Annotated in this window: 23 protein-coding genes; 6 read left to right on the forward strand and 17 right to left on the reverse strand. The window is 59.6% G+C overall.

The features are described 5' to 3' along the window. Positions 1-34 precede the first annotated feature (34 nt). Genes AC0V6K_RS04130 through hisF form a run of 3 tightly spaced genes read right to left on the reverse strand, consistent with a single transcriptional unit; the run spans position 35 to position 1,513 of the window. Positions 35-415, reverse strand: coding sequence for a histidine triad nucleotide-binding protein (locus tag AC0V6K_RS04130; RefSeq protein WP_472625067.1), 381 nt, complete (start codon positions 413-415; stop codon positions 35-37). Positions 416-419: 4 nt separating this feature from the next. Beyond that, positions 420-734 carry a phosphoribosyl-ATP diphosphatase gene (locus AC0V6K_RS04135; protein ID WP_472625069.1) on the reverse strand — a complete coding sequence of 105 codons (315 nt, stop codon included), beginning with the start codon at positions 732-734 and terminating at the stop codon, positions 420-422. 14 nt (positions 735-748) lie between these two features. Continuing rightward, positions 749-1,513 (reverse strand): imidazole glycerol phosphate synthase subunit HisF, encoded by a 765-nt coding sequence (gene hisF, locus AC0V6K_RS04140; protein ID WP_472625071.1) that lies wholly within the window; start codon positions 1,511-1,513, stop codon positions 749-751. Between hisF and AC0V6K_RS04145 the strand changes: the two genes are divergently transcribed. After that, complete coding sequence (locus tag AC0V6K_RS04145) at positions 1,491-1,781, forward strand: hypothetical protein (RefSeq protein ID WP_486172560.1); 291 nt, start codon at positions 1,491-1,493, stop codon at positions 1,779-1,781. The two genes, hisF and AC0V6K_RS04145, sit on opposite strands and share 23 nt — an antisense overlap. Positions 1,782-1,806: 25 nt before the next feature. Here AC0V6K_RS04145 and hisA read toward each other — a convergent pair whose 3' ends face one another. From hisA to hisB, 3 genes are all read right to left on the reverse strand, one after another. Further along, positions 1,807-2,535: a 1-(5-phosphoribosyl)-5-[(5-phosphoribosylamino)methylideneamino]imidazole-4-carboxamide isomerase gene (gene hisA / locus AC0V6K_RS04150; protein WP_472625075.1), complete on the reverse strand. Its 729-nt coding sequence runs from the start codon at positions 2,533-2,535 to the stop codon at positions 1,807-1,809. A gap of 115 nt (positions 2,536-2,650) precedes the next feature. Further along, complete coding sequence (gene hisH, locus AC0V6K_RS04155) at positions 2,651-3,277, reverse strand: imidazole glycerol phosphate synthase subunit HisH (RefSeq protein WP_472625077.1); 627 nt, start codon at positions 3,275-3,277, stop codon at positions 2,651-2,653. Next, complete coding sequence (gene hisB / locus AC0V6K_RS04160) at positions 3,270-3,887, reverse strand: imidazoleglycerol-phosphate dehydratase HisB (protein ID WP_472625079.1); 618 nt, start codon at positions 3,885-3,887, stop codon at positions 3,270-3,272. The genes hisH and hisB overlap by 8 nt, the downstream gene beginning before the upstream one ends. A gap of 114 nt (positions 3,888-4,001) precedes the next feature. Between hisB and AC0V6K_RS04165 the strand changes: the two genes are divergently transcribed. From AC0V6K_RS04165 to AC0V6K_RS04180, 4 genes are read left to right on the forward strand one after another with little or no spacing between them, the layout of a single operon-like run. Further along, entirely contained in the window at positions 4,002-4,502 is a 501-nt protein-coding gene (locus AC0V6K_RS04165) for an SspB family protein (protein ID WP_472625080.1), read from the forward strand. A gap of 28 nt (positions 4,503-4,530) precedes the next feature. After that, positions 4,531-4,851 carry a hypothetical protein gene (locus AC0V6K_RS04170; RefSeq protein ID WP_472625082.1) on the forward strand — a complete coding sequence of 107 codons (321 nt, stop codon included), beginning with the start codon at positions 4,531-4,533 and terminating at the stop codon, positions 4,849-4,851. A gap of 53 nt (positions 4,852-4,904) precedes the next feature. Then, on the forward strand, positions 4,905-5,552 hold the full coding sequence (gene gmk, locus AC0V6K_RS04175) for a guanylate kinase (RefSeq protein ID WP_472625084.1): 648 nt from the start codon (positions 4,905-4,907) through the stop codon (positions 5,550-5,552). A 55-nt stretch (positions 5,553-5,607) separates the two neighbouring features. Next, a complete protein-coding gene (locus tag AC0V6K_RS04180; protein ID WP_472625086.1) occupies positions 5,608-7,500 on the forward strand; it encodes a WG repeat-containing protein in 1,893 nt (630 codons plus the stop codon). A 37-nt stretch (positions 7,501-7,537) separates the two neighbouring features. On the opposite strand, the gene AC0V6K_RS04185 is transcribed toward AC0V6K_RS04180, so the two are convergent. From AC0V6K_RS04185 to AC0V6K_RS04235, 11 genes are all read right to left on the reverse strand, one after another. Then, complete coding sequence (locus AC0V6K_RS04185; protein WP_472625088.1) at positions 7,538-7,789, reverse strand: TrbC/VirB2 family protein; 252 nt, start codon at positions 7,787-7,789, stop codon at positions 7,538-7,540. Continuing rightward, positions 7,789-8,766: a P-type DNA transfer ATPase VirB11 gene (virB11, locus tag AC0V6K_RS04190; RefSeq protein WP_472625090.1), complete on the reverse strand. Its 978-nt coding sequence runs from the start codon at positions 8,764-8,766 to the stop codon at positions 7,789-7,791. The genes AC0V6K_RS04185 and virB11 overlap by 1 nt, the downstream gene beginning before the upstream one ends. Continuing rightward, entirely contained in the window at positions 8,763-9,899 is a 1,137-nt protein-coding gene (locus tag AC0V6K_RS04195; protein WP_472625092.1) for a TraB/TrbI/VirB10 family type IV secretion system protein, read from the reverse strand. The genes virB11 and AC0V6K_RS04195 overlap by 4 nt, the downstream gene beginning before the upstream one ends. Continuing rightward, positions 9,896-10,621, reverse strand: a complete 726-nt coding sequence (locus AC0V6K_RS04200) for a TrbG/VirB9 family P-type conjugative transfer protein (protein ID WP_472625094.1) — start codon at positions 10,619-10,621, stop codon at positions 9,896-9,898. Before AC0V6K_RS04200 ends, AC0V6K_RS04195 begins: the two co-directional genes overlap by 4 nt. Continuing rightward, positions 10,618-11,463 (reverse strand): VirB8 family type IV secretion system protein, encoded by an 846-nt coding sequence (locus AC0V6K_RS04205; protein WP_472625096.1) that lies wholly within the window; start codon positions 11,461-11,463, stop codon positions 10,618-10,620. The genes AC0V6K_RS04200 and AC0V6K_RS04205 overlap by 4 nt, the downstream gene beginning before the upstream one ends. Then, positions 11,460-12,656 carry a type IV secretion system protein gene (locus AC0V6K_RS04210; protein WP_472625098.1) on the reverse strand — a complete coding sequence of 399 codons (1,197 nt, stop codon included), beginning with the start codon at positions 12,654-12,656 and terminating at the stop codon, positions 11,460-11,462. Before AC0V6K_RS04210 ends, AC0V6K_RS04205 begins: the two co-directional genes overlap by 4 nt. Next, entirely contained in the window at positions 12,656-15,031 is a 2,376-nt protein-coding gene (locus tag AC0V6K_RS04215; protein ID WP_472625100.1) for a VirB4 family type IV secretion/conjugal transfer ATPase, read from the reverse strand. The genes AC0V6K_RS04210 and AC0V6K_RS04215 overlap by 1 nt, the downstream gene beginning before the upstream one ends. After that, on the reverse strand, positions 15,010-15,294 hold the full coding sequence (locus AC0V6K_RS04220) for a VirB3 family type IV secretion system protein (RefSeq protein ID WP_472625102.1): 285 nt from the start codon (positions 15,292-15,294) through the stop codon (positions 15,010-15,012). Before AC0V6K_RS04220 ends, AC0V6K_RS04215 begins: the two co-directional genes overlap by 22 nt. Positions 15,295-15,427: 133 nt before the next feature. Beyond that, positions 15,428-16,231 carry an SDR family oxidoreductase gene (locus AC0V6K_RS04225; protein ID WP_472625104.1) on the reverse strand — a complete coding sequence of 268 codons (804 nt, stop codon included), beginning with the start codon at positions 16,229-16,231 and terminating at the stop codon, positions 15,428-15,430. A gap of 114 nt (positions 16,232-16,345) precedes the next feature. After that, entirely contained in the window at positions 16,346-17,485 is a 1,140-nt protein-coding gene (locus AC0V6K_RS04230; RefSeq protein WP_472625106.1) for an acyl-CoA dehydrogenase family protein, read from the reverse strand. A gap of 111 nt (positions 17,486-17,596) precedes the next feature. Beyond that, positions 17,597-18,790 carry an acyl-CoA dehydrogenase family protein gene (locus AC0V6K_RS04235; protein ID WP_472625108.1) on the reverse strand — a complete coding sequence of 398 codons (1,194 nt, stop codon included), beginning with the start codon at positions 18,788-18,790 and terminating at the stop codon, positions 17,597-17,599. Between the two features lie 243 nt (positions 18,791-19,033). Between AC0V6K_RS04235 and AC0V6K_RS04240 the strand changes: the two genes are divergently transcribed. Continuing rightward, positions 19,034-20,497 (forward strand): MFS transporter, encoded by a 1,464-nt coding sequence (locus AC0V6K_RS04240; protein ID WP_472625110.1) that lies wholly within the window; start codon positions 19,034-19,036, stop codon positions 20,495-20,497. Positions 20,498-20,535: the final 38 nt, after the last annotated feature.

Consider the following 20,535-nt stretch of genomic DNA (forward strand, 5'->3'; position numbering starts at 1 on the left):
CGGTGGAACGAGTCCGGTGCGCGGTGGATGGTGTTTAGCGCCGCATAATCATCGGGCCGAGAGGTTGTCCGCCGAAGATATGGACGTGCAGATGCGGCACTTCCTGCCCGCCATGCGCGCCGATATTGGCCATCAGGCGGTATCCGGGCTCCACCAGCCCTTTCATCCGCGCGACTTCACCCACCGCCCGCACAAATCCGCCGATTTCTTCATCCGATGCCTTGGCGCTGAAATCATCCCAGCTGACATATTTGCCCTTGGGGATCACCAGCGTGTGAATCTCGGCCTGCGGATTGATGTCTTCAAAGGCGTAGGCCCATTCGTCCTCGTAGACTTTGTTAGACGGGATTTCCCCGCGCAGGATCTTCGCGAAGATGTTGTTGTCGTCATAGGGAAGCGTCGGATCGATCGGCATGAGTTTACTCCGTTCGTGATGCTTTCTCTTCGAGCCCGGAGAGCCCCTCTCGCCGGTCCAGCTCGGCGAGCACATGGTCAAGGCTCACGCCTTTCGCGTTGAGCAGGACGAGCAGGTGGAACAGCAAGTCAGCACTCTCGCCCACCAACTCCTCATTGCTTCCCGAAACCGCCGCGATCACCGCCTCGGTTGCCTCTTCGCCCACTTTCTGCGCGATCTTGGGTAAGCCCTTGGCGTTCAATTTCGCGACATAGGACGTGTCTGGAGAGGCCGCGCGGCGTGCGGCGATGGTCTGTTCGAGGCGTTCAAGCGTGGTCATGCGCGCGGTTTCGCTCAAACCCCGCGCGCAGGCAAGCCCGCGTCTCGGAGGGCCTTGTGCGCCTCCGCAATAGTGTGCTCGCCGAAGTGGAAGATGGATGCGGCCAGAACCGCGCTCGCGTGCCCCTCGGTTACGCCTTCGACAAGGTGATCAAGCGTGCCTACACCGCCGCTCGCGACAACCGGAATATTCACCGCGTCGGCAATCGCACGGGTGAGTTCCAGATCGTATCCCGCTTTGGTCCCGTCGCCATCCATGCTGGTGACCAGCAATTCGCCTGCGCCCAGATCGGCGAGCTTCTTCGCGTGTTCGAGCGCGTCGATCCCTGTCGGCTTGCGACCGCCATGGGTGAAGATTTCCCAATTCCCGGCCTCGGTGCGCCGCGCATCGACGCTGGCGACAATGCACTGGCTGCCAAATTTCTCGGCGATCTCGCGCACCACTTCGGGCCGCTTCACCGCCGCGCTGTTGACCGCGACCTTGTCCGCGCCCGCCAGCAACAGCGCGCGCGCATCTTCGACGCTCGCGACCCCGCCACCCACAGTCAGCGGCATGAAGCACACTTCGGCGGTGCGCTTGACGATATCGAGCAGCGTCCCGCGCCCTTCATGCGTAGCGGAGATGTCGAGGAAGCAAAGCTCATCTGCCCCCGCAGCATCATAGGCCCGCGCCTGCTCAACCGGATCGCCAGCATCCTTGAGATCGACGAAGTTGACGCCCTTCACCACGCGCCCATCGGCGACGTCCAGACAGGGGATGACACGGATACGGACGGTCATGTTTGCGGCTCCGAAAAAAGGTAACTGTGACTTCACAGTCGGCACCCTCGCATTCAGGCCCACCATGCAGGATCAGCAGAACGACCGGCCACGTCACACTCACAAAGAACGCGCCTGCCATGCCGTATACCAGCCCCGCATTGCCAAAGCGCGGCTCCAGCACTTTTACGAGCATGAGGGCGAGGAGAAGAAAGACAACGACATTCACCAGCGCGATTTCAAGCGAGCCAAGGGTGATGCCCGCCAAGAATGCGAGGCCAAGGAATAGGAAACCGATGAGGCGAACCATCGAGCTATTCCCGCGTCGCCATTTCAATGGCAGCGGCCAGGTCCAGCTTGCCCTCATAGAGCGCACGACCGGTGATCACGCCTTCGATGCCCTCATGCGCGCGGATCGAGAGGATGTGGATGTCGGCGATGCCCTTCACGCCGCCGCTGGCGATGACGGGGATGTCGACACGCTGAGCAAGTTCGACCGTCGCATCGATATTCACGCCTTTGAGCAAGCCATCGCGGCCAATATCGGTGAACAGCAGCGACGCGACACCGGCATCCTCGAAACGGCGGGCGAGGTCGACCACGGGCACATCGGACACTTCGGCCCAGCCCTCGGTCGCCACCATGCCGTCCTTCGCATCAACGGCAACGACAATGCCGCCTTCCCATTCGCGGGCCATGTCTTTGACGAATTCAGGGTCTTTCAGCGCTGCTGATCCCATCACCACGCGCGCCACGCCCAGGTTGAACCAGTTTTCGACCGTCTTCGCGTCGCGGATTCCGCCGCCAAGCTGCACATAGCCGGGGAAACGTTCGATGATCGCTTTGACCGCTTCGGCGTTGCGGCCTTCACCTGCAAAGCTGCCATCGAGATCGACGACATGCAGGTGCTGTGCGCCAGCCTCGGCGAAGATCATCGCCTGTTCGGCCGGGTTGTCACCATAGACGGTGGCGCGGTCCATATCGCCCTCGGCTAGCCGCACGACTTCCCCGTTCTTGAGGTCAATTGCCGGAAATACGATCATGTGTCTTGCTCCATAGGCCCGGCCACCCGCGCCCTCCACCCTTCCACCCGGATGGTCTCCCGGTAGGCTCCGGGTGCAAGGGTGGAGGGCGCGGGTGGCTTGGCACATCCAGACATTAGGGCGCCCACTCCAGAAAGCGTTCAAGGGTCGCCAAGCCATAGGCCTGGCTTTTCTCAGGGTGATACTGAACACCCACGACATTGTTCCGCGCAACCGCCGCAACAAGACCTTCTCCATGATCGGTCATCGCGGCGACATCAGCCGGGTTCTCCGCTGCGAAGTGGTACGAATGGAGGAAGTATGCCTCACCCGTCTCAATTACGGCATGATCTTTCGCATGCGGCATCATGGCGACATCGTTCCAGCCCATATGCGGCACTTTGATCGCCGGATCGCTTGGTTGGATCAGCCGCACTTCGCCTTCAATCCAATCGAGCCCCGGCGTTTCGCCGTGCTCCAAACCGCGCGTGGCAAGAAGCTGCATACCCACACAAATGCCCAAGAAGGGTGCGCCGCCGACATGCACGCGCTCGGTCATGGCCTCGACCATGCCGGGAATCGCGTTCAGCCCTTCGGCACAGGCCTTGAACGAACCCACGCCGGGCAGGACAATCCTGTCCGCCGCGCGCACGACATTGGGGTCAGCGGTCACCGAGACATTCGCCCCGACCGCCTTCAACGCATTGTGAACCGAATGCAGATTGCCCGCGCCGTAATCGACGAGGGCCACCACTTCACCCACCGAGCTGCCCTTTCGTGCTCGGAATGGCGCTACCCTTGCGGGGATCACGCTCCACCGCAATTCGCATCGCACGGGCGAAGCCCTTGTAAATGCTCTCGCAAATGTGGTGGTTGTTCTCGCCGTAAAGCAGCTCGATATGCAGCGTCAGTCCCGCAGACTGCGCCACGGACTCAAACCAGTGGCGGATCAGCTCTGTGTCCCACTCACCCAGCTTCTCCTGAGTGAAAGCGGCCTTCCAGACGCAATAAGGGCGGCCCGATATATCAAGCGCCACGCGGCTCAGCGTCTCGTCCATCGGCGAGTACGCGCTGCCATAGCGGCCAATGCCCGCCTTATCACCCAGCGCTTCAGACAGAGCCTGACCCAGCGCAATCGCGGAATCTTCCGTCGTGTGGTGCTGGTCCACATGCAGGTCGCCCACGACCTTCATTTGCACGTCAATCAGCGAATGCTTCGAAAACTGCTCCACCATATGATCGAGAAAACCGATGCCGGTAGAAACCTCATAGGCGCCGGTGCCATCGAGATTGACGGCGATGTCAATCTGCGTCTCGGCGGTTTTGCGCTGGACCGAGCCGGTCCGCGCCGTGGTGGGGGCAGTGTCAGTCATGGCTTCGCGCTATAAGCGCCCCGAGCGAAGGTGCAAGCATCTCCCCAGCTTCAATCGCACCAAGTGCATGAAAGGCTTGACCCGCGCCGCACACCTCGTCACCGTTTAAACGCCATGAGTGAAGATACCCCCGATAGCCTGATCCCGTATGACGAGATCGTTCAGGAAGCGCTTCGCGCTGTGGTCGGCCGGGTGCTCGGAGAAATCCAGCAAGGCGGCAGCGAGCTGCCGGGCAATCATCACTTCTACATCACCTTCAAAACCGGTGCGCAGGGCGTTTCGATCCCCGCGCATCTGACCGAGCGTTTTCCGGATGAAATGACCATTGTGCTCCAGAACAAGTTCTGGGACCTTGAGGTCGAAGAAGACGGATTTTCGGTCGGGCTTTCGTTCAATGGCATTCCGGCAAAGCTGGTCATTCCTTTCGCTGCGATCACGGCATTCGTTGATCCCGCGGTCGATTTCGGCCTGCAATTCCAGGCGTCATCTGATGAAATGCAACCCGAAGAGCATGAAGATGCCGAAAATGACGCTAGCGAAGGCGGCGAAGAGGTCGCAGAAGACACCAGCGACGGCTCCAACGTCGTAACGGTCGATTTCGGTCGCAAAAAGTAATCCGGGCGCCGTCCCAGCGGGTGACTGCATGAGCAACACCAAAGACGAAACGCACGCGAAGGCCGACCCGAAGCGGATACTGGGCGATATTGTTCTGCGCAATGCGGGCCAGCTGTTCCACGATACGCTGCACAAACGGATGGTCGTATCAAAATACGATCCCGATAAAGCGCGCGAGTCCATGGATGGCCGTACCGTTTTGACCAGCGTCGCGCTCTATGGCGCAAGCAAGCTGGCGGCGCGCTCCACCGCCGGACTGGCCGTGGTCGCTGGCGGCTTGGTTCTCAAGGCGCTGTATGATCGCGGCAAGGCGCGGCAATTGGCCGAAGCTGAGGATGAAGCTGGGTAGAATTCGGCACACCGCCCCTTGATTTCTTAACGGGCTTTGCGGCAACGGGGCATATGGGCGACCAAGACACCTCACTCGACAAACTCGCACGGCGCGGGATGCTGTTCATCCTTTCCTCGCCCTCGGGCGCGGGCAAGACGACCATTTCACGCCGTCTGTTGACCGCCGATGACGAGATCGAGCTGTCCGTCTCTGCGACCACTCGCCCCCCACGCGCCGGCGAAGTCGACGGGATCGACTATCACTTCATCAGCGAAGAGAAGTTCCGCGCCATGGTCGATCGGGACCAGTTTTACGAGTGGGCCGAGGTGTTCGGAAACCTCTATGGTACGCCTAAGGGATATATTCGGCAGGGCTTGAAAGAGGGCCGTGATTTCCTGTTCGACATTGATTGGCAGGGGACGCAGCAGCTTTATCAAAAGGACCAGCAGGACGCGGTCAGCGTCTTCATCCTGCCGCCCAGTCTGACCGAGCTTCGTCGCCGTTTGGAAAGCCGCGCGCAGGACAGCGCCGATGTTATCGATGATCGCATGGACCGCGCCCGCGCCGAGATCAGCCACTGGGCCGAATATGACTATGTCGTGGTCAATGACGACGTGGATGAGTGCTTTTCAAAAGTCCGCGAGATCCTTCACGCCGAACGGATGAAACGCACGCGGCAGACCGGCCTGATCCCGTTTGTGCGGGAATTGATGGGGTGAGCCCGCACAATTCATGCGCTGGTAATTTGAGGCGACCTATGCCCAAACTGGGTAAATGCGAAAGCTCATAGCCTCTCGGATCATTGCTTGCCTTATCCTGCTCTTGGGATGGAACACGCTCGCGCTGGCGAGTGAGGATGACCCCACGCTTCGTCCTTCCTGTTCTGGCCCCTTCCGCCTTTGCGGCTACGTCGATGTCGAGAGCAAAGAAGTCGCCATCGAGCGTCGTTTCGAAGTCGCGAGAGCTTTCAGCGAAGGTCTCGCCGCTGTCCGGATCGACGGCCTGTATGGCTACATCGATGCAACCGGAAAGACCGTGATCGCGCCCACCTTTGAGAATGCCGGTCCTTTCAGCGGAGCCTATGCCGAGGTGCGGATCAATGGCGCATCGGGCATAATTGACCGAACCGGTAGCCTAGTAATCCCTGCCAAATTTGATCGGATTTTTCTGTTCTCTGGCGATAGTTTCATCGCGATCCCGCAAGGACAAGATCGTCCATCGATCATTGGCCCCGATGTGAACCTCCAAGCACTTGGCCCACTCTCGTTCCCGTTCGGCGCCTCTTTGGGTGTATTTCACCGCGAAGCTGGCTGGCTGACCGACCAGAATTTCAGATTTTCCATGTTCGATGATCCCAGGCGCGGCTTGGTCTGGGCCAGCCAACCTGATGAGAAGCGTCGCGACACATGGGGCCTTTTGCGGTCAGACGGCACTTGGCAGGTCACTCCGCGCTATGGCCATGTGCAGAGGCTGTCCGATGGACGGGCAATCGTAGAGACGCTGCCAGATGATACCATCCCGCCCGAACAGCGGTTTGACGCAAAGAGGCGTGGAGCGGTTGATCGGGATGGACGCCTCGTCGTGCCAGCCCGCTTCTTCCATCTATCTTCATGGCATGGAGAATACGGTGTCGCGTTTGAAACCAAACCGTACAGCGCGACCGGCCAAAAACTGGACCCGAGGACAGGACTGGTCAGGGGGAATGGCGAATTGCTCGCCGGTCGCTTCTTTGACGACGTGGAACGACCATCCGATGGCCAGCTGCCCCGCGTCAAAGATGGCGAAAAGTGGTTCAGCGTCGATGCCGACGGTCGCTTAATCCCTGACCAGCGAGAAGGCGAAGTGATCGCTCGATGCGCGGGAGGACTGACGCTCCTGCTCCAGGGCGACAAGGTCGAATTTGTCGGACCCGACGGGCAATCCTCAGGCCTTTTCGACAAACTCTACTATAAAGCTGATCAATGCCCGGAGGTCTTCTCGGCGCGCCGCGAAGGCCGTTACTTCTTCGTTATGTCCAATGGCAAAGTCATCGGCGATCCCGACGGCTTCGAAAATACGCTATTATTCGAAGGTGATCACACTGCGGTTCGGCTGGATGGGAAATGGGGCATTATCAATCGCCAAGGCGAGTTCACATTCAAGCTGCAGAGCGAAGGGATTGGTTCATCAGGGAAAGACCAATTCCGGATTGGAAGCGGGCGCGAAGCTCGCGTGATTGACGCCTTTGGGAATGGTATCGAGGAGGCCGATGAACAGCCAAGCTGGTTTCGCCATGACCTCAATTGCTCAGGCGGCCTGGAGTTTTTCAGTGAAAACGACCTTTGGGGTCTGCGAAACGAAAACGGAGAAGTTGTGATCCCTGCGCAGTACCGCGCCCTGTCCTGCTTCCACAACGGCGTAACGTGGGTGGCGAATGAAGAGGAAGAGGCGTGGTGTCCACTCGATCCCAATGGATTGCGGCGCGAAGCAATGGATTGCCGCAAGGTCTATTATCCAATCTCAATCTCACACCATTATCCCGAACAGCTTGACGAAGACCCTTTCGTCAGCAGCGTACTCTGGAACCGCCAATGGCTCGGATACCTTGCTGGAAGCACCGATGATCCGCCTATGTTTGTCGGTGACGGCGTTCGCGGCAGGGGAAAAAGGGCTCCATTAGGAATGTGATCCCAGCCTAGTTTCTTCGTAGGCGCATCAGCAATCCCTACCCCGTCGCCGCTCGCATCACTCCTGCTGCGATCAAGGGCGCGCCTAGCAGGACGAAGCACCCGATCACCACCATCAAACCGCGCTTTACGGGCAATCTGCCTGTGAGCATCAAAGCGCCGATAAAGGCCACAGCGAGCACGCAAAGAGTGAGCGCCACTTGCCCGAACAGCACATTCTCCATCCAGCCAACGGAGGACTCTATTGGCTTCGCAGGTGAGGGTTGGAACAAGTCGCGTTGATAGCCCATTACTCGGCCACCAGCACTTGCGCGACGCGGCGTTTGCCGGCACGGCGTTCCAGTTGGACGAACACATCCACGCTCTCGCGCACATAATGGCGCACGTCGTCGCGAGCGAGTTTGGAGCCTGCTTGCAGCACTAGCAGCGCCAATTGCTCGATCGCACGCTGCGGCGTGTCAGCGTGGATCGTGGTCATCGAGCCGGGGTGGCCGGTGTTGACCGCGCGCAAGAAGGTGAAGGCCTCGACGCCGCGCAGTTCGCCCAGAATTATCCTGTCGGGCCGCATGCGCAGGGCAGCGATAAGCAGATCCTCTGCCGTAAGCAACGCCTCACTCAAATCGCCCCGCGCGGCGATCAACCCGACAGCGTTTTCGTGCTCAAGTTGCAGCTCGGCGGTATCCTCGATCAGGATCAGGCGTTCATCCAACGGCACTTCTGCCAGCAACGAATTGAGGAAGGTCGTCTTGCCGGTCGATGTACCGCCGGAAACCAGAATGTTTCGGCGCTCCTTCACGGCGCTCCGCAAATACTGAGCCGCCTCGCGCCCTTTCAGCGAGCGATATTCGCGCTCTCCGTGGTGAATATGCGCTTCCGTGTCGGCATGTTCAAAAGCGTCCGCATCTTCCCAATCCCCGAGCGAGAGCTTGGCCGATACGTGCTTGCGAATGGCAAAAGCATGGCCACCGCGTGTCGCTGGCGGAGCGACCACTTGGACGCGCGAGCCGTCAGGCAATGTAGCGGCCAAGAGTGGCTGTTCACGGCTCACCCCTTGCGAGGAATGCGCGGCGATCTGTTTGGCGAGCCGCTCAAGAAGCTTTTCATCAAGGCTCGGCTCGGCCACCCGCTCAATCCCGCCACCCAGCGCCTCAATCCAAAGCTCGCCCGGGCGGTTGATCCAGATATCGGTCACATCCTCGCGCGCCAGAACGGGCGCTAGCGGCGCCAGAAAGCTGTCGAGATAGTATCCGACGGGCGCGGTGCTCATCCGTCGACGCTCGAGAAATCAAGATCTCGCGCGACGAAAACCGAAACGCTGGTGCCGTGCTTGACTTTGAGCGTCGGAAGGATCGCGTTCTGATCGGTGATCTGGACGCTTTGGGTTCCGGTAGGGAGCGCGACAACCACGCCATCGCTGGCCGAATTCACTGCCAGGCCCACGCCGACATCCAGCACAGATTGCAGCAGAGCGTTGCCGAAGCGCTGGAAGAACTTGCTATCAACTTTGCCCTTCACCCCTGCACGGCCGAGCGGGTCGGAAGACGGAGAGTTGAGTGCGACCGTCACGCCATCAGGACGGATCAGCCGAGTCCACTGCACCAGCGCACGGTTCTGCCCGCGTTTCAGATCGGCCTTGTACTCACCGTAAAGGCGGCTTCCGCGCGGGATCAGGATTTGCTTCCCATCAAATCCCCGAATGCTGCGCTGAACGAGCGCCCTCACTCCGCCGCCTTGTGTGGAATCAAGCGCGGTTTCCAGAACCGCCGGAATAACCGTCCCTTGTGGAATGGTAAGCGTAGGGTTCTCTAAGCGGCCTGCCTGCACACGCGGGGCACGCTCGCCTTTGTCCAGAGCTTCAAGGATCGCGTCCGCGCCCGTGTCTTCTGTGCGGTTTTCGTACACAACTTGCGCGCGTGCTGGCTCGCGCGTTGGCTCGGGCACCGGAGGTTGAGGCATGGGAGGTGGTGGAAGGAATTGCGGTGTTGGCGGTGGAGGCAGGGTTATTGGTATTTCAGACGGTATGGTCTGCGTCCGGGCCACGCGCACTGGCGGCTGATCCTGGACCGTGGGCAATGGGAATGCAGGCACCGTGCTTGCCCGTCCGATGCCGCGCGCTTCAGGCGCGATAAACGGCGAACCACCAAAGCCACCTCCGGGAATGTCCAACGGCTCTGGTGAGACGATACGCTCCCCAGCTCCGCCTGCGCCCCGGGTCAGCCCGGACCCTTCCTGCGCCTCACGCGCGGAATTGAGTGCGCTAAACAGCACCGCCCCGCCCACGATCAGCAGGCCGACAAAGGCGTAGAGCGTCCAGTTGCTGTTGCCGCCAGTCGGCACAACAGGGCGCACGTCCTTAACCTCATCCATGCCGAGATCGAGCGGATCAGATGTGTCGCTCATCGCGCACCTCCTGCCGGAACATCGCGCTGTTTGTTGCGGCGCGCGGTCGCCTTTTCCTTGTCGATGCGGAAAACCAGCTCGGCATGCACGCGGTCAATCACGAAAGCGTCACCGCGCATGTAGCCATCGACGACCTCTTCATCGCCCGTCGCACCTATCGCGAACACCGCAGGCAACGGCTGTTCGGGTGCGTAAGTGATCACGGTTTTGGTGCCATTGTCGCGGATCGAAAGAGGGCGAACCGTGCGGTCCCCTTTCAAGCGATATGACCAATCGAGATTGGCGAAGGTCTCCTGCTCGGGTTTGGGCTGCGGTGCTACTGCGACTGGCGCATTCGCTCCGTATTCCAGCCGCACGAGATAGGCCGCCATCAGCCCTTCCCCGACTTCCAGATCAAAATCGTATGAGCGCTTGTCGGTTTCGACGTAGAGGTTGGACGGCTGGGCTCCGGCACGCGGAGATATCTGGAACGTATCATCCTCGCGAGAGACTTTGACATCCCACAGGGCGCTGCCCGTTATGGTCGCCCGCGTGATCTTTTCGCCCGGTTCCAGCATCACGGTGATCGCCGTTTCAGGCAAAGCCATCAGTTTGATCGGCTGATTATCGACCCATTGCGCGGTCTGGACCCGCGGTGTCTCAGGTGAGGGCACAGGCGTAACCTGCGCCAGCGCAGGCACCGCGCATCCTAGGACAAAGGCAAAGGCGGCCAGACGGATCATTGCATCTCCGGAGCTGGCGGAGTTTCAGTCGTATCGCCGTCTTCGTCCCCCTCCTGCGGGGTTTCGCTCGGCGTAGTCTCCGGCGGGCCAGAGGTGATCGCCGGTGGCACCTCCATAATCGGTGGTGCATCGCCAATCGTGTCGGTCACGGTGTCACCCGGCAGGGTCTCTGCATCGCGGCGATAGCTTGTCACTTGAAATCCGAGTGGATTGATGAAGCGGTCCGCCTCGCTCATCTCGGCATTGGTGAAGTCGTAACTGATAACTGCCACCCAATGCTGCGGCGTGGAGCCGAAGAAACCGCCGTTGGTGCGCATGGTTGTGAAACGCACCAAAGCCTCGTTATCATCCAGCGGCGAGACGCTCTTCACCTCGGTCCGCACCACCGCTCCGCGTGGCAGTCGGGAGACCGGACTTGACGGATTATCCGCGTCCATCTGCGCCGCGTATTCCTTGCGAACGTCCGGAGCGGAGAAGAGCGATACTTTGCGGTAATCGTCCTGCACATTCGCCGTGGCGTAGCTCTCCCGCGCGTTCACGTATTGGACGAGGAACGAGCGGACGAGCGATTCATCCGGCGTGACCTCGCTGGTGCCGGTGGGCGAAAGCGCTTCGACATTGCCCGTCTGCCTGTCGACGAGCAGGGTGTAGGGCTCGCGCTCTTTCAGCGGCAACAGGATAACCAGCGCAATCGCGAGCAACACCGCGATCACACCGGCGGCCGCAGCCACCATCCATGCGCGTTTGTTTGACTGCTCCAGATCGCTGGTCACACTTTGGTGCCAGCTTGAGGACACGGGACGTTCGTCCAGTTCGAAATCCTGATCGGGTTCGTAATTCATGACATTCTATCCCGAAGCCTGGCGACCCGCGATGTGCGCAGCGCGGTGCGGCGATATGTGGAGCCAAGACGCGGCGGCTCACTAGCCTGCTGTGCCGTGGGCGAAGACGTGTTGGTGTGAATATTTGATGTTCTGTTGTCGATCTGACTGCTGACATTGACCTGCTCGCGCCGGATCGAGTTCTCGATGGAATTGCTGACCCGCTCGGCGCGCACCACCGTCTCGCTCGAACGTTCGGAAGGGCCTACCAAGGCGGGCTGCCCGAATGCGCTGGCGGGGCGCAATTGCGGCATATCCGGCAATGTCAGCCAGCCACGATAAAAAACCACTTTGGCCAGCAGCCACAGCATCGCGATCTGCACGATGGCGAAGGCGAGCATGATGGCGAAAATCTCGGTGGGCGCCGAAGGGAGCGCGAAGTCAGACCCGCGCAATCTTATCGCATCGGCGAGCCAAGGTTCCACCACCGCCAATTGCACGGTCAAAATGATCGTGGCCCCTATGGAGCCAGCTATGGTCAGGACCAGACCTTTCAGCCATCCGGCGAATATCCCGCGCGACTGGTTGAAGAAGTAGAGGCCCGCCACAATTGGCGCGAGCGCCAGCAGCAGGCCTGCGGCAATCCGCAGCAGTGCAAGGCTGCCCATCACGCTGGAGAGGTAGAACAAGCGCGCCGATCCAAACGCATTTTCATCCTGCAGGCTTGTCCCGGCCAGATTGACCGAAGGGTTCTGCCCGCCAACGAATTGCTCTTCATTGCGACCGGCACCCAGCTCGGTCAGCTGCAACAGATCGGCATCGACCTTCTGCAAACGTTCTGTGAAATCGGCAGGTGCGCCATTCGCGCTGCTCGTCTGGATCACACTTGCGACCTCAGCGGGGCCCTTCAATGTGACCTCGTAAATGACCGTGCGGAACGCAGGCCATGAGAACGCCAGTGCCAAAACGATGCCGATCTTCAGCACATCGAACACAACATCGCGCGCGCCCGGAGGCGGGCCGAACAACAGGCGAATGCCGAAAAATGCCACGAACAAAGTCAGCAGCCCCGTCACGACCATGGACGCGACCGAACCCGGCTGCCCCAGTGCCACGTAGCCGTACGAGCCGATTACCTGCGCCTGACAATCGATGTGTGTCAGCGCACGCTCAAGAAAGTCGTTTCCTGTTACAATCGGGGGGCAGGCAGACATCAAGCAGCCCTTTCCAACAGAACCGGCAGCCACACCGCCGGATCATCGCCCATCGTCTCGATCAACTCATCAAAGATGCGCACGGTGCTTTCGCGGCCCGAAAGGATCGTGAGCAGCTCGGTTTCGCCTGAAAGGTCGAGCCGCGCGACCACGCTGTCCCGGCCATGTTTGATCAGGAAGCAATGCGAGGTGTCAGGGAGCGTACGCACCAGCTCGAATTCGTGGCGCGATAGGCCAAATCCGTTGATGTAGTCTTCTGCCCGCGCCTTGGGATTGATCATAAAGATCTGCGTCGCGGCTTGCTCGATAATCGCGCTGGAAATCTGGCTATCCAGCGCATCTTGCGCGCTTTGGGTTGCAAAACCGACCACGCCGTTGCGTTTCCGGATTGTCTTTTCCCAATCCTTGATCCGGCGCACAAAGACTTCATCGTCGAGTGCCTTCCATCCCTCGTCGATCACAATCAACGACGGCGTACCGTCGAGCCGCTGCTCGACGCGGTGGAAGAAATAGAACATGGCTGGCGTGCGCGCTTCGGGATCGTCCAGAATAGCTGTCATATCGAAGCCAACCGTCTCGGCGGAAAGGTCGGTCAGATCCTTGGCGTTGTCGAACAACCACGCGCGGTCACCATCGCCCCACCATGGTTTGAGCCGCGCGTAGAGATCATCCGCGCTGGGCCGCGCCCCGCCCCGAAACAGCTCGACCAGAAAACGCAACCGCCGTTTCGACTTGGGCTGCTGGAAATTGGTCTCGATCGCATCGTGGATCAAATCGGCATCACCAGGTTGCGCATCGCCTGCTAGGAGTTGCAGCCAATCGGTGAGGAACTGGCGGTTCTCTGGGGTGTCTTCCAACTGGAGCGGGTTGAGACCCGATCCTTTGCCTGGGCGCAGGCGATCATACTGGCCGCCAATCGCACGGATAAACAGCTCTGCCCCGCGGTCCTTGTCAAAGAAGATGATGCGCGGATCAAACCGGCGCGCCTGTGCCAGAAGGAAGTTGAGAACCACGGTTTTGCCTGAGCCCGACGGGCCAATTACAGTGAAGTTGCCCAGATCCTGCTGATGGAAATTGAAGAAATACGGGCCTGCCGCCGTCGTCTCGAACAGAGTGACCGCGTCGCCCCAATGGTTGCCCTGCGCCTTGCCAACGGGGAAATTGTGCAGGCTGGCAAGCCCGGCAAAGTTGGTCGTCGACACCAGTCCGCTTCGCGAGATGTAGCGGAAATTGCCCGGGAACTGCGCCCAGAATGTCGTTTCCAGCGCAATGTCTTCGCGCACCGCGTTGATGCCGATATCGGCAAGAATCGCGATAACCTCGGCGACGTGATCCTCGAGCTCTGACAGGTCTTCGGCATGAATGGCGATAGTGGTGTGATGCTCGCCAAAACCGGCGCGGCCTGCGGCAACTTCGTCCTTCGCCACCGACAATTCGTCGCGCAGTGAGACGGCCTCATCCTCGACCGATTTCATCCGCCGCAGCGCAAGGTTCATTTGACCCAGCGCTTGCCCGCGTTCCACCATCGCAAAGCTCTGTGTCACGTGCAGTTCGAATGGCAGACGGTACAGCTCGTCAAACATGCCAGGGAATGTCGCGCCGGGATAATCCTTGATCGAAACCAGCGCGGCAAAGCGACGCGGCAGCTGACCGGTCGGCCCGAACTCGATGCAGTCCTGACCAAAGCTGATCCGGCGTTTGGGGATGTAATGACCCAGATCGCCATGCGGCACAGCGACAGGCGACATATCCGCGTTGAACAGGCAAGACACGAATTCGAGCAGCTCGGAACGCTCGCCATGCTTCGTCTCATAGGTGCCGAGCAATTGCGGCGCATACGAGCTGAGCGACGCCATCAAAGCCTCACGCGCGCGATTCAGCGCATGTTTCTCAGATGCGAGGTGATTGGCCTTCGATCCCGATTGCCGTGCAAACCAGCCGCGCACACGGTCAACCATCCCCACGCGCCCTTGCAGCGGGCGGCGCACAATGGTGATGAATAGGTCATTCACGAACAGCTGCTTCGAACCCAGCCGGTCCTGCCACTGCTCATCCAACCGTGCGGAAAACTCGTCCGCTGTTACGCGGCTAAGCGACGCTTCTGCTCGTCTGCGGACCACATGATGATAGATCGCGAAACGCGAAGAGCCCAATGAACGCAGCATCGCATCGCGCAGCCCCGCCCGATAATTCAGCTCATCGCTATCCGCTGTCTCAAACAGCAAGCCATCGACGCGGATCACCTGCATCAGCAAGCCGTCGCGTGTTTCGATTGTCACATCATCCAGATGGCGCGCATAGGGCAAGTGCACCCCGGCGGGTGCCTCCTTGCTCGCGGCTTTGGGATCACGGCTTAGGGGCGGTAGGAATTGCATTTCCACAATCCATAATTCTTCACTCTGGGGCAGCGCTGCACCCGCGTCAGCCACAGATCGAAGATGCGCGGTTCATGCAGGCAGGCGAGCACTCCGATGCCGTGGATCGCCGCCGCGATCAGCAAAACCCACCATGCGCGAAAGATCAAAAACAGCTCAACCGCGATCAGCGTATTGATAATGAAGAAGGTGTACGTGACACCCGCAAACATCTGCGGCCGCGTAAGCGCGACGAACAAGGTGTCTCTGCGAAGTTCTTCCATTGGCTGCTCCTCTCCCCATTGAGGAGAGATGAGAGTGCAGCAATGCAGCCAAAAATCAACCGATTCGGCGGTTTTCGGGCGCTCCCGCCTGTCTCTGCGCGGGATCTCGCGCCCTAAACGCGTGTGGTTAAGCTCAGCCCGCCGGATCGTTGAACATGCCCGGCAGAGAGGCGTTTACGATGCCGCCATCGACTGCAATCGTGTCGCCGACGACGTAATCCCCGCCGCGACCGCACAGATAGATTGCCGCCGCCGCCATGTCTTCGGGCGTGCCAATCCGCTTTGACGGGATCATCGCTGCCGAAGCATCGGGCGCGTTCTTCGCCGCTTTGTTCATCTCGGATGCAAAAGCGCCCGGTGCGATAGAGGTCACCACGATATTGTCGCGGATCAGGCGTGCGGCCATCCGGCGGGTCAGCTGGATGACCGCGGCTTTGGATGCCTGATACGGGTAGGTTTCCCATGGGTTGATGCGCAGGCCATCGATCGAGGAAACATGGATCACTTTGGCCATGTGACCGCTTTTGCCGCCTGCGACCAGCAGGTCGTGCAACTTCTGTGTCAGGAAGAACGGTGTCTTCACGTTCAGGTCCATGGTGCGGTGCCAACCTGCCTCACTGAATTCGAGGTAATCCTGACCCCACGCCGCGCCAGCATTGTTGATCAGGATATCAAGCTTGTCCTCTCGCTTCGCCATCTCGTCAGCCAGTGTTTGGATGCCGTCCATTTGCGAAAGATCAGCGGGGATACCGATCACCTTGTCTTCGCCGAATTCAGCGATGGTTTCGTCCATCTGCTCGACCTTGCGCGCCGAAATATAGACCCGCTCGCAGCCTGCGGCGAGCAAGCCTTCGACGAACATTTTGCCGATTCCGCGCGAACCGCCAGTGACGAGAGCAATACGACCATCAAGGCCAAAAAGTGATTGAATATCCATTATTTCTTCCTTTTCTCTCACGGCAAAAACGCCTGCGGCGTTTGCCTCCGAGGGGCGGCCTAACCGGCCGCCGGCCGGTCGGCCTTGCGACCCGGCCTTGCCGGGCCGAACCTCTTAATACCCGCTAAGATCTGCAACGCGGTTCGCGTGGAAATAGGCATCGCCCAGAAACTCCTGCAGCGCGCGATCGCGCTTCATGTAGAAGCCGATATCGTACTCGTCGGTCATGCCGATGCCGCCGTGCATCTGCACGCCTTCCTTCACTGCAAGCCCGGCCGCTTTGGCAACCTTGGCCTTTGCGACCGAACTCATCAGCTCTGCGGTTTCGCTGCCGCCGTCCAGCAATTGCTGCGCCTTGATCACAACAGAACGGGCGACTTCCACTTCGGAATAGAGGTGGCTGGCGCGGTGCTGGAGACCCTGAAACTCGCCGATCAGTTTGCCGAATTGCTTGCGCTGCTTGAGATAATCGACGGTCATGTCCATCGCACCGCGCGCCACACCGACACCCTCGGCAGCCGCGCCAATGCGCCCAGCGGTGAGCATGGCGTTCAAAATTTCGCGACCGCCATCAACTTCGCCGATCACGGCATCGCCATCGAGCTCTACCCCGTCAAATTTGATATGCGAGGCCATCGAGCTGTCGACCAGTCGAACCGGATCCTGCGTCATATTCGCGGCGTCTTTCGGCACGGCAAACAGAGTGATGCCCTCATCATCATTGTCGTCGCCGCTGGTGCGCGCGGCCACCACGATCATGTCCGAGCTTGCGCCCTGAATGACGAAGCTCTTGGAGCCGGTTAGCTTGAAGCCGTTGCCAGATTTCTCGGCGCGGGTGGTGATGCGGCCGGGGCGGTGTTTGGCGGTTTCATCAATCGCCACGGCAAACACGCTCTCACCTTCGATCAGGCCGGGAAGATAGCGGCCTTTGATATCTTTGCTGCCGTGGCCCAGCGCGGTTGCGGCCAAAACCGAGGAGGTCAGAAACGGAGACGGCGTCAGATTGCGACCGATCTCTTCCAGCACGATGCCGGCCTCGACATGGCCCATGCCAAGCCCGCCGTCATCTTCGGCGACGAGCATGCCGGTGAAGCCCATTTCGGCCATTTGCTTCCATAGCGCGTGCCCGAAGCCATCGGGGCAATCGCGGTCACGCCAATGGCGCAGCTGTTTCTGGATATTGCCTTCTTCGGCCATGAAGCCGCTGGCACTGTCGGCCAGCATGGCCTGATCTTCATTATGAAATAGGGGCATTTAGTTTTTCCTCCCGTCGTCACCCCAGCGGAAGCCGGGGTCTAGGGCCGTAAGCGCAGTGCTTTGTCGCCCGAGATCCCAGCTCTTGCCGGGATGACGTTATTGTTTGTCTTACGCGCCCGGCAGATCGAGAATGCGTTTCGAGATCACGTTGAGCATGACCTCGCTGGTGCCGCCCTCGATCGAGTTCGCCTTGGTACGGAGCCAGTCACGCGGAGCCTTGCCGCCGCGCGTCTCTTCGCTTTCCCATTCAAGGCTGCGCGAACCGCCTGCGCTCATCATCAATTCGTGACGACGCTTGTTAAGCTCGGTGCCGACATATTTCATCATGTTCGGTTGCGCCGGGTGGCCTTTGCCCGCTTTCATTTCGTCCATGAAGCGTTCGGCCATCGCGGTGAAAGCCAGTGCATCGACATCGAAAAGTGCAAGTTCGCTGCGCAGGATCGGATCAAGCTCGTCACCGGTTTTGCCTGCATGGCGCTTCATCGCCGTGCCAATGGCTGCGGTGCGTTCGCCACCGCCCATGCCGGAGATCATCTCACGCTCATGGCCGAGCAGGTATTTCGCGACGTCCCATCCGCGATTGACCTCACCCACCTGCGCAGGGATGTCTTCGCCATAGGATTTGGGCACCTTCACATCTTCGAGGAAGGTCTCGCAGAAAGGCGAGTTGCCGCTGATCAGCTTGATCGGTTTGGTTGAACAACCCTCGGTCGCCATGTCGATCAGGATGAAACTGATACCCTGATATTTGTTTTCCTTGTCGGTGCGGACGAGGCAGAAAATCCAGTCAGCTTTGTCAGCATAGGAGGTCCAGACCTTCTGGCCATTGACCACCCAGTGATCGCCCGTGTCGTCACCATATGTCTGAAGCGAGACGAGGTCGGAGCCGCTGCCCGGCTCCGAATATCCCTGACACCAGCGGATTTCGCCGCGGGCGATTTCATTGAGGAAACGCTGCTTCTGGCCTTCGGTGCCGAAATGCAGAAGTGCCGGGCCAAGCATCCAGATGCCGAAGCTTGAAAGAGGTGGGCGCGCGCCGATCCGGCTCATTTCCTGACGCAGGATTTTGGCTTCGGCAGGGTTCAGACCCGCGCCGCCATATTCCTTCGGCCAGCTTGGAACGGTGTAGCCTTTGTCCCGCGCGGCCTCGAACCAAGCCTTTTGCGCATCGCTCTTGAATGTCGCGTTGCGACCGCCCCAATACACATCGCTATCGTCGCGCACAGGCTGGCGCATCTCTGGCGGGCAGTTGGCCTCAAGCCAGGCACGGGTTTCTTCGCGGAAGGCGTCTAGATCGGACATAGCTGCCGACTCTCCTCTGAATTGATCTCTCACTTGACGCTTACGTTATGGGCACTTGCCCCCGCCCTGCAAGCACAGAAATGCGATTGTCTGTGTGCCGTAACGTCAATCAAGTTTCATTTCGCCATGGATTGACGGATTGCCCCGCTAGGCTACGGTTGGGGTCAAGAGTTTGGGAGAGCTTCTTTGCCGTTCATTACAGAATCCGTCCGCAATCGGCGGTTGCCCGCAGGCTTACGCTCAATGAGCTTTGTTGAAGGAAAGCTTCCGCTGCGACTGAAGCTGATCCACGGATTTGGCGCTGTCGCCTTCGGGGTGAAGGACACCGGCTTTAGCTTCTTCCTGCTGATCTATTACAACCAAGCGTTGGGAATGGATGCGGGGTTAGTCAGCGCGGCGCTGCTGATCGCTTTGCTTTTCGATGCGGTGGTCGATCCGATCCTCGGCAACTTGTCTGACCGGACTTACACGCGGTGGGGCAGACGCTTGCCGTGGCTCTATGCCGCGCCTGTGCCGCTGGCCTTTGCATGGGTGTTGTTGTGGTCTCCGCCAGGCGGAGAAGCGCCCACGTTCCTTGGTTTATTGGGAATAGCCGTGGTGGTTCGGGTCTTGCTGTCCGCATGCGAAGTTCCCTCCGTATCGCTTCTACCCGAAATTACAGATGATTATGACGAACGGACCACCATGTTCCGGTATCGATACCTCTCCGGCTGGGTTGGAGGCATCTTGATGCTGTTCCTTGGCTATTCTGTGTTCATGGGCGGCGAGAACGGGCTGCTCAACGCCGATGGTTATCGCAGCTTTGGCATCTTTGGCGCGATCCTTATGGCGATCTCGGTCCTTGGCTCGGCAATTGGTCAGCATAGTCTTGTTGCCCATTTGCCGGAGACCAAGCCCGAACCTTTCAGCATCAAGGGCGCCTTTAGCGAGATTGTTCAGGCCTTCAGCGAGCGAGCCTTCCTGATCTTCGCCTTCGGCGGGCTAGCGGCTTACATCAGCCAGGGCATGACCTTCTCGATTTCGAACTACCTCAACGTGTTCGTGTGGAGGCTCGACCAGACCGAGCTGTTCGGAGAAGGCAGCGGGTTCACAGCCCTCACCGCGTACCCGCTGGTGCTGTTCGTTTCGGTCATCTTGATGTTCGTTATTGTGAGCCCGATGCACAAAAGGTTCGGCAAGCCAAAGAGCGCGGTGATCGGCGCATTGGGCGCGCTTCTCGTGACGTTGATCCCCTATTCGTTTTATCTGCTGGGATGGTGGCCTCCGGTGCCTTCGCTGGCATCAGCGCTGTTGCTCTATGTGCTTCTGATCTTCGGCAATTGTCTGGGCGTGGTCGTGATGATCTCTGCCTCATCCATGATTGCGGAAATTGTCGAAGCCTATCTCGAGCGCACCGGCAAACGCGCCGAAGGGGCATTCTATTCCGGCAACTGGCTGGTCCAGAAATGCGCGACCGGCGTCGGCATATTCCTGACCGGTCAGATCATCGCCGCATCGCAGCTTTCCAACAACGCGGACCCGGCGCAGGTGCAGCAAGGCGTGATCAACGAAATCATTCTGCTCTACGGTGGCGCGTCTATCGTGCTCGCCTTGATCGCAGCTTTCTGGCTTGGCCGATTCCCGATCACTCGCGAACAGCACGAAGCGCGCGTTGCCGCGATGAAGGCTTCCCAGACCACGTCTCCGGACGCCCGCGCTTTTGAGTGACGCGCACGAATAGTAGCAAAAGAAAACCTTGGCGCGGG

The sequence above is a fragment of the Erythrobacter sp. S43 genome (assembly GCF_057364955.1).

Bases quoted from the DNA above. Each gene is read 5' to 3' on its own strand.
- AC0V6K_RS04235 (WP_472625108.1), bottom strand. From the start codon at position 18,790: ATGTCCGATCTAGACGCCTTCCGCGAAGAAACCCGTGCCTGGCTTGAG.
- AC0V6K_RS04230 (WP_472625106.1), bottom strand. From the start codon at position 17,485: ATGCCCCTATTTCATAATGAAGATCAGGCCATGCTGGCCGACAGTGCC.
- AC0V6K_RS04240 (WP_472625110.1), top strand. From the start codon at position 19,034: ATGAGCTTTGTTGAAGGAAAGCTTCCGCTGCGACTGAAGCTGATCCAC.
- hisF (WP_472625071.1), bottom strand. From the start codon at position 1,513: ATGACCGTCCGTATCCGTGTCATCCCCTGTCTGGACGTCGCCGATGGG.
- hisA (WP_472625075.1), bottom strand. From the start codon at position 2,535: ATGATCGTATTTCCGGCAATTGACCTCAAGAACGGGGAAGTCGTGCGG.
- hisB (WP_472625079.1), bottom strand. From the start codon at position 3,887: ATGACTGACACTGCCCCCACCACGGCGCGGACCGGCTCGGTCCAGCGC.
- AC0V6K_RS04205 (WP_472625096.1), bottom strand. From the start codon at position 11,463: ATGAATTACGAACCCGATCAGGATTTCGAACTGGACGAACGTCCCGTG.
- AC0V6K_RS04225 (WP_472625104.1), bottom strand. From the start codon at position 16,231: ATGGATATTCAATCACTTTTTGGCCTTGATGGTCGTATTGCTCTCGTC.
- AC0V6K_RS04185 (WP_472625088.1), bottom strand. From the start codon at position 7,789: ATGGGCTATCAACGCGACTTGTTCCAACCCTCACCTGCGAAGCCAATA.
- AC0V6K_RS04195 (WP_472625092.1), bottom strand. From the start codon at position 9,899: ATGAGCGACACATCTGATCCGCTCGATCTCGGCATGGATGAGGTTAAG.
- AC0V6K_RS04215 (WP_472625100.1), bottom strand. From the start codon at position 15,031: ATGCAATTCCTACCGCCCCTAAGCCGTGATCCCAAAGCCGCGAGCAAG.
- AC0V6K_RS04145 (WP_486172560.1), top strand. From the start codon at position 1,491: ATGACACGGATACGGACGGTCATGTTTGCGGCTCCGAAAAAAGGTAAC.
- AC0V6K_RS04220 (WP_472625102.1), bottom strand. From the start codon at position 15,294: ATGGAAGAACTTCGCAGAGACACCTTGTTCGTCGCGCTTACGCGGCCG.
- virB11 (WP_472625090.1), bottom strand. From the start codon at position 8,766: ATGAGCACCGCGCCCGTCGGATACTATCTCGACAGCTTTCTGGCGCCG.
- AC0V6K_RS04210 (WP_472625098.1), bottom strand. From the start codon at position 12,656: ATGTCTGCCTGCCCCCCGATTGTAACAGGAAACGACTTTCTTGAGCGT.
- AC0V6K_RS04135 (WP_472625069.1), bottom strand. From the start codon at position 734: ATGACCACGCTTGAACGCCTCGAACAGACCATCGCCGCACGCCGCGCG.
- AC0V6K_RS04165 (WP_472625080.1), top strand. From the start codon at position 4,002: ATGAGTGAAGATACCCCCGATAGCCTGATCCCGTATGACGAGATCGTT.
- AC0V6K_RS04130 (WP_472625067.1), bottom strand. From the start codon at position 415: ATGCCGATCGATCCGACGCTTCCCTATGACGACAACAACATCTTCGCG.
- AC0V6K_RS04200 (WP_472625094.1), bottom strand. From the start codon at position 10,621: ATGATCCGTCTGGCCGCCTTTGCCTTTGTCCTAGGATGCGCGGTGCCT.
- AC0V6K_RS04180 (WP_472625086.1), top strand. From the start codon at position 5,608: ATGCGAAAGCTCATAGCCTCTCGGATCATTGCTTGCCTTATCCTGCTC.
- AC0V6K_RS04170 (WP_472625082.1), top strand. From the start codon at position 4,531: ATGAGCAACACCAAAGACGAAACGCACGCGAAGGCCGACCCGAAGCGG.
- gmk (WP_472625084.1), top strand. From the start codon at position 4,905: ATGGGCGACCAAGACACCTCACTCGACAAACTCGCACGGCGCGGGATG.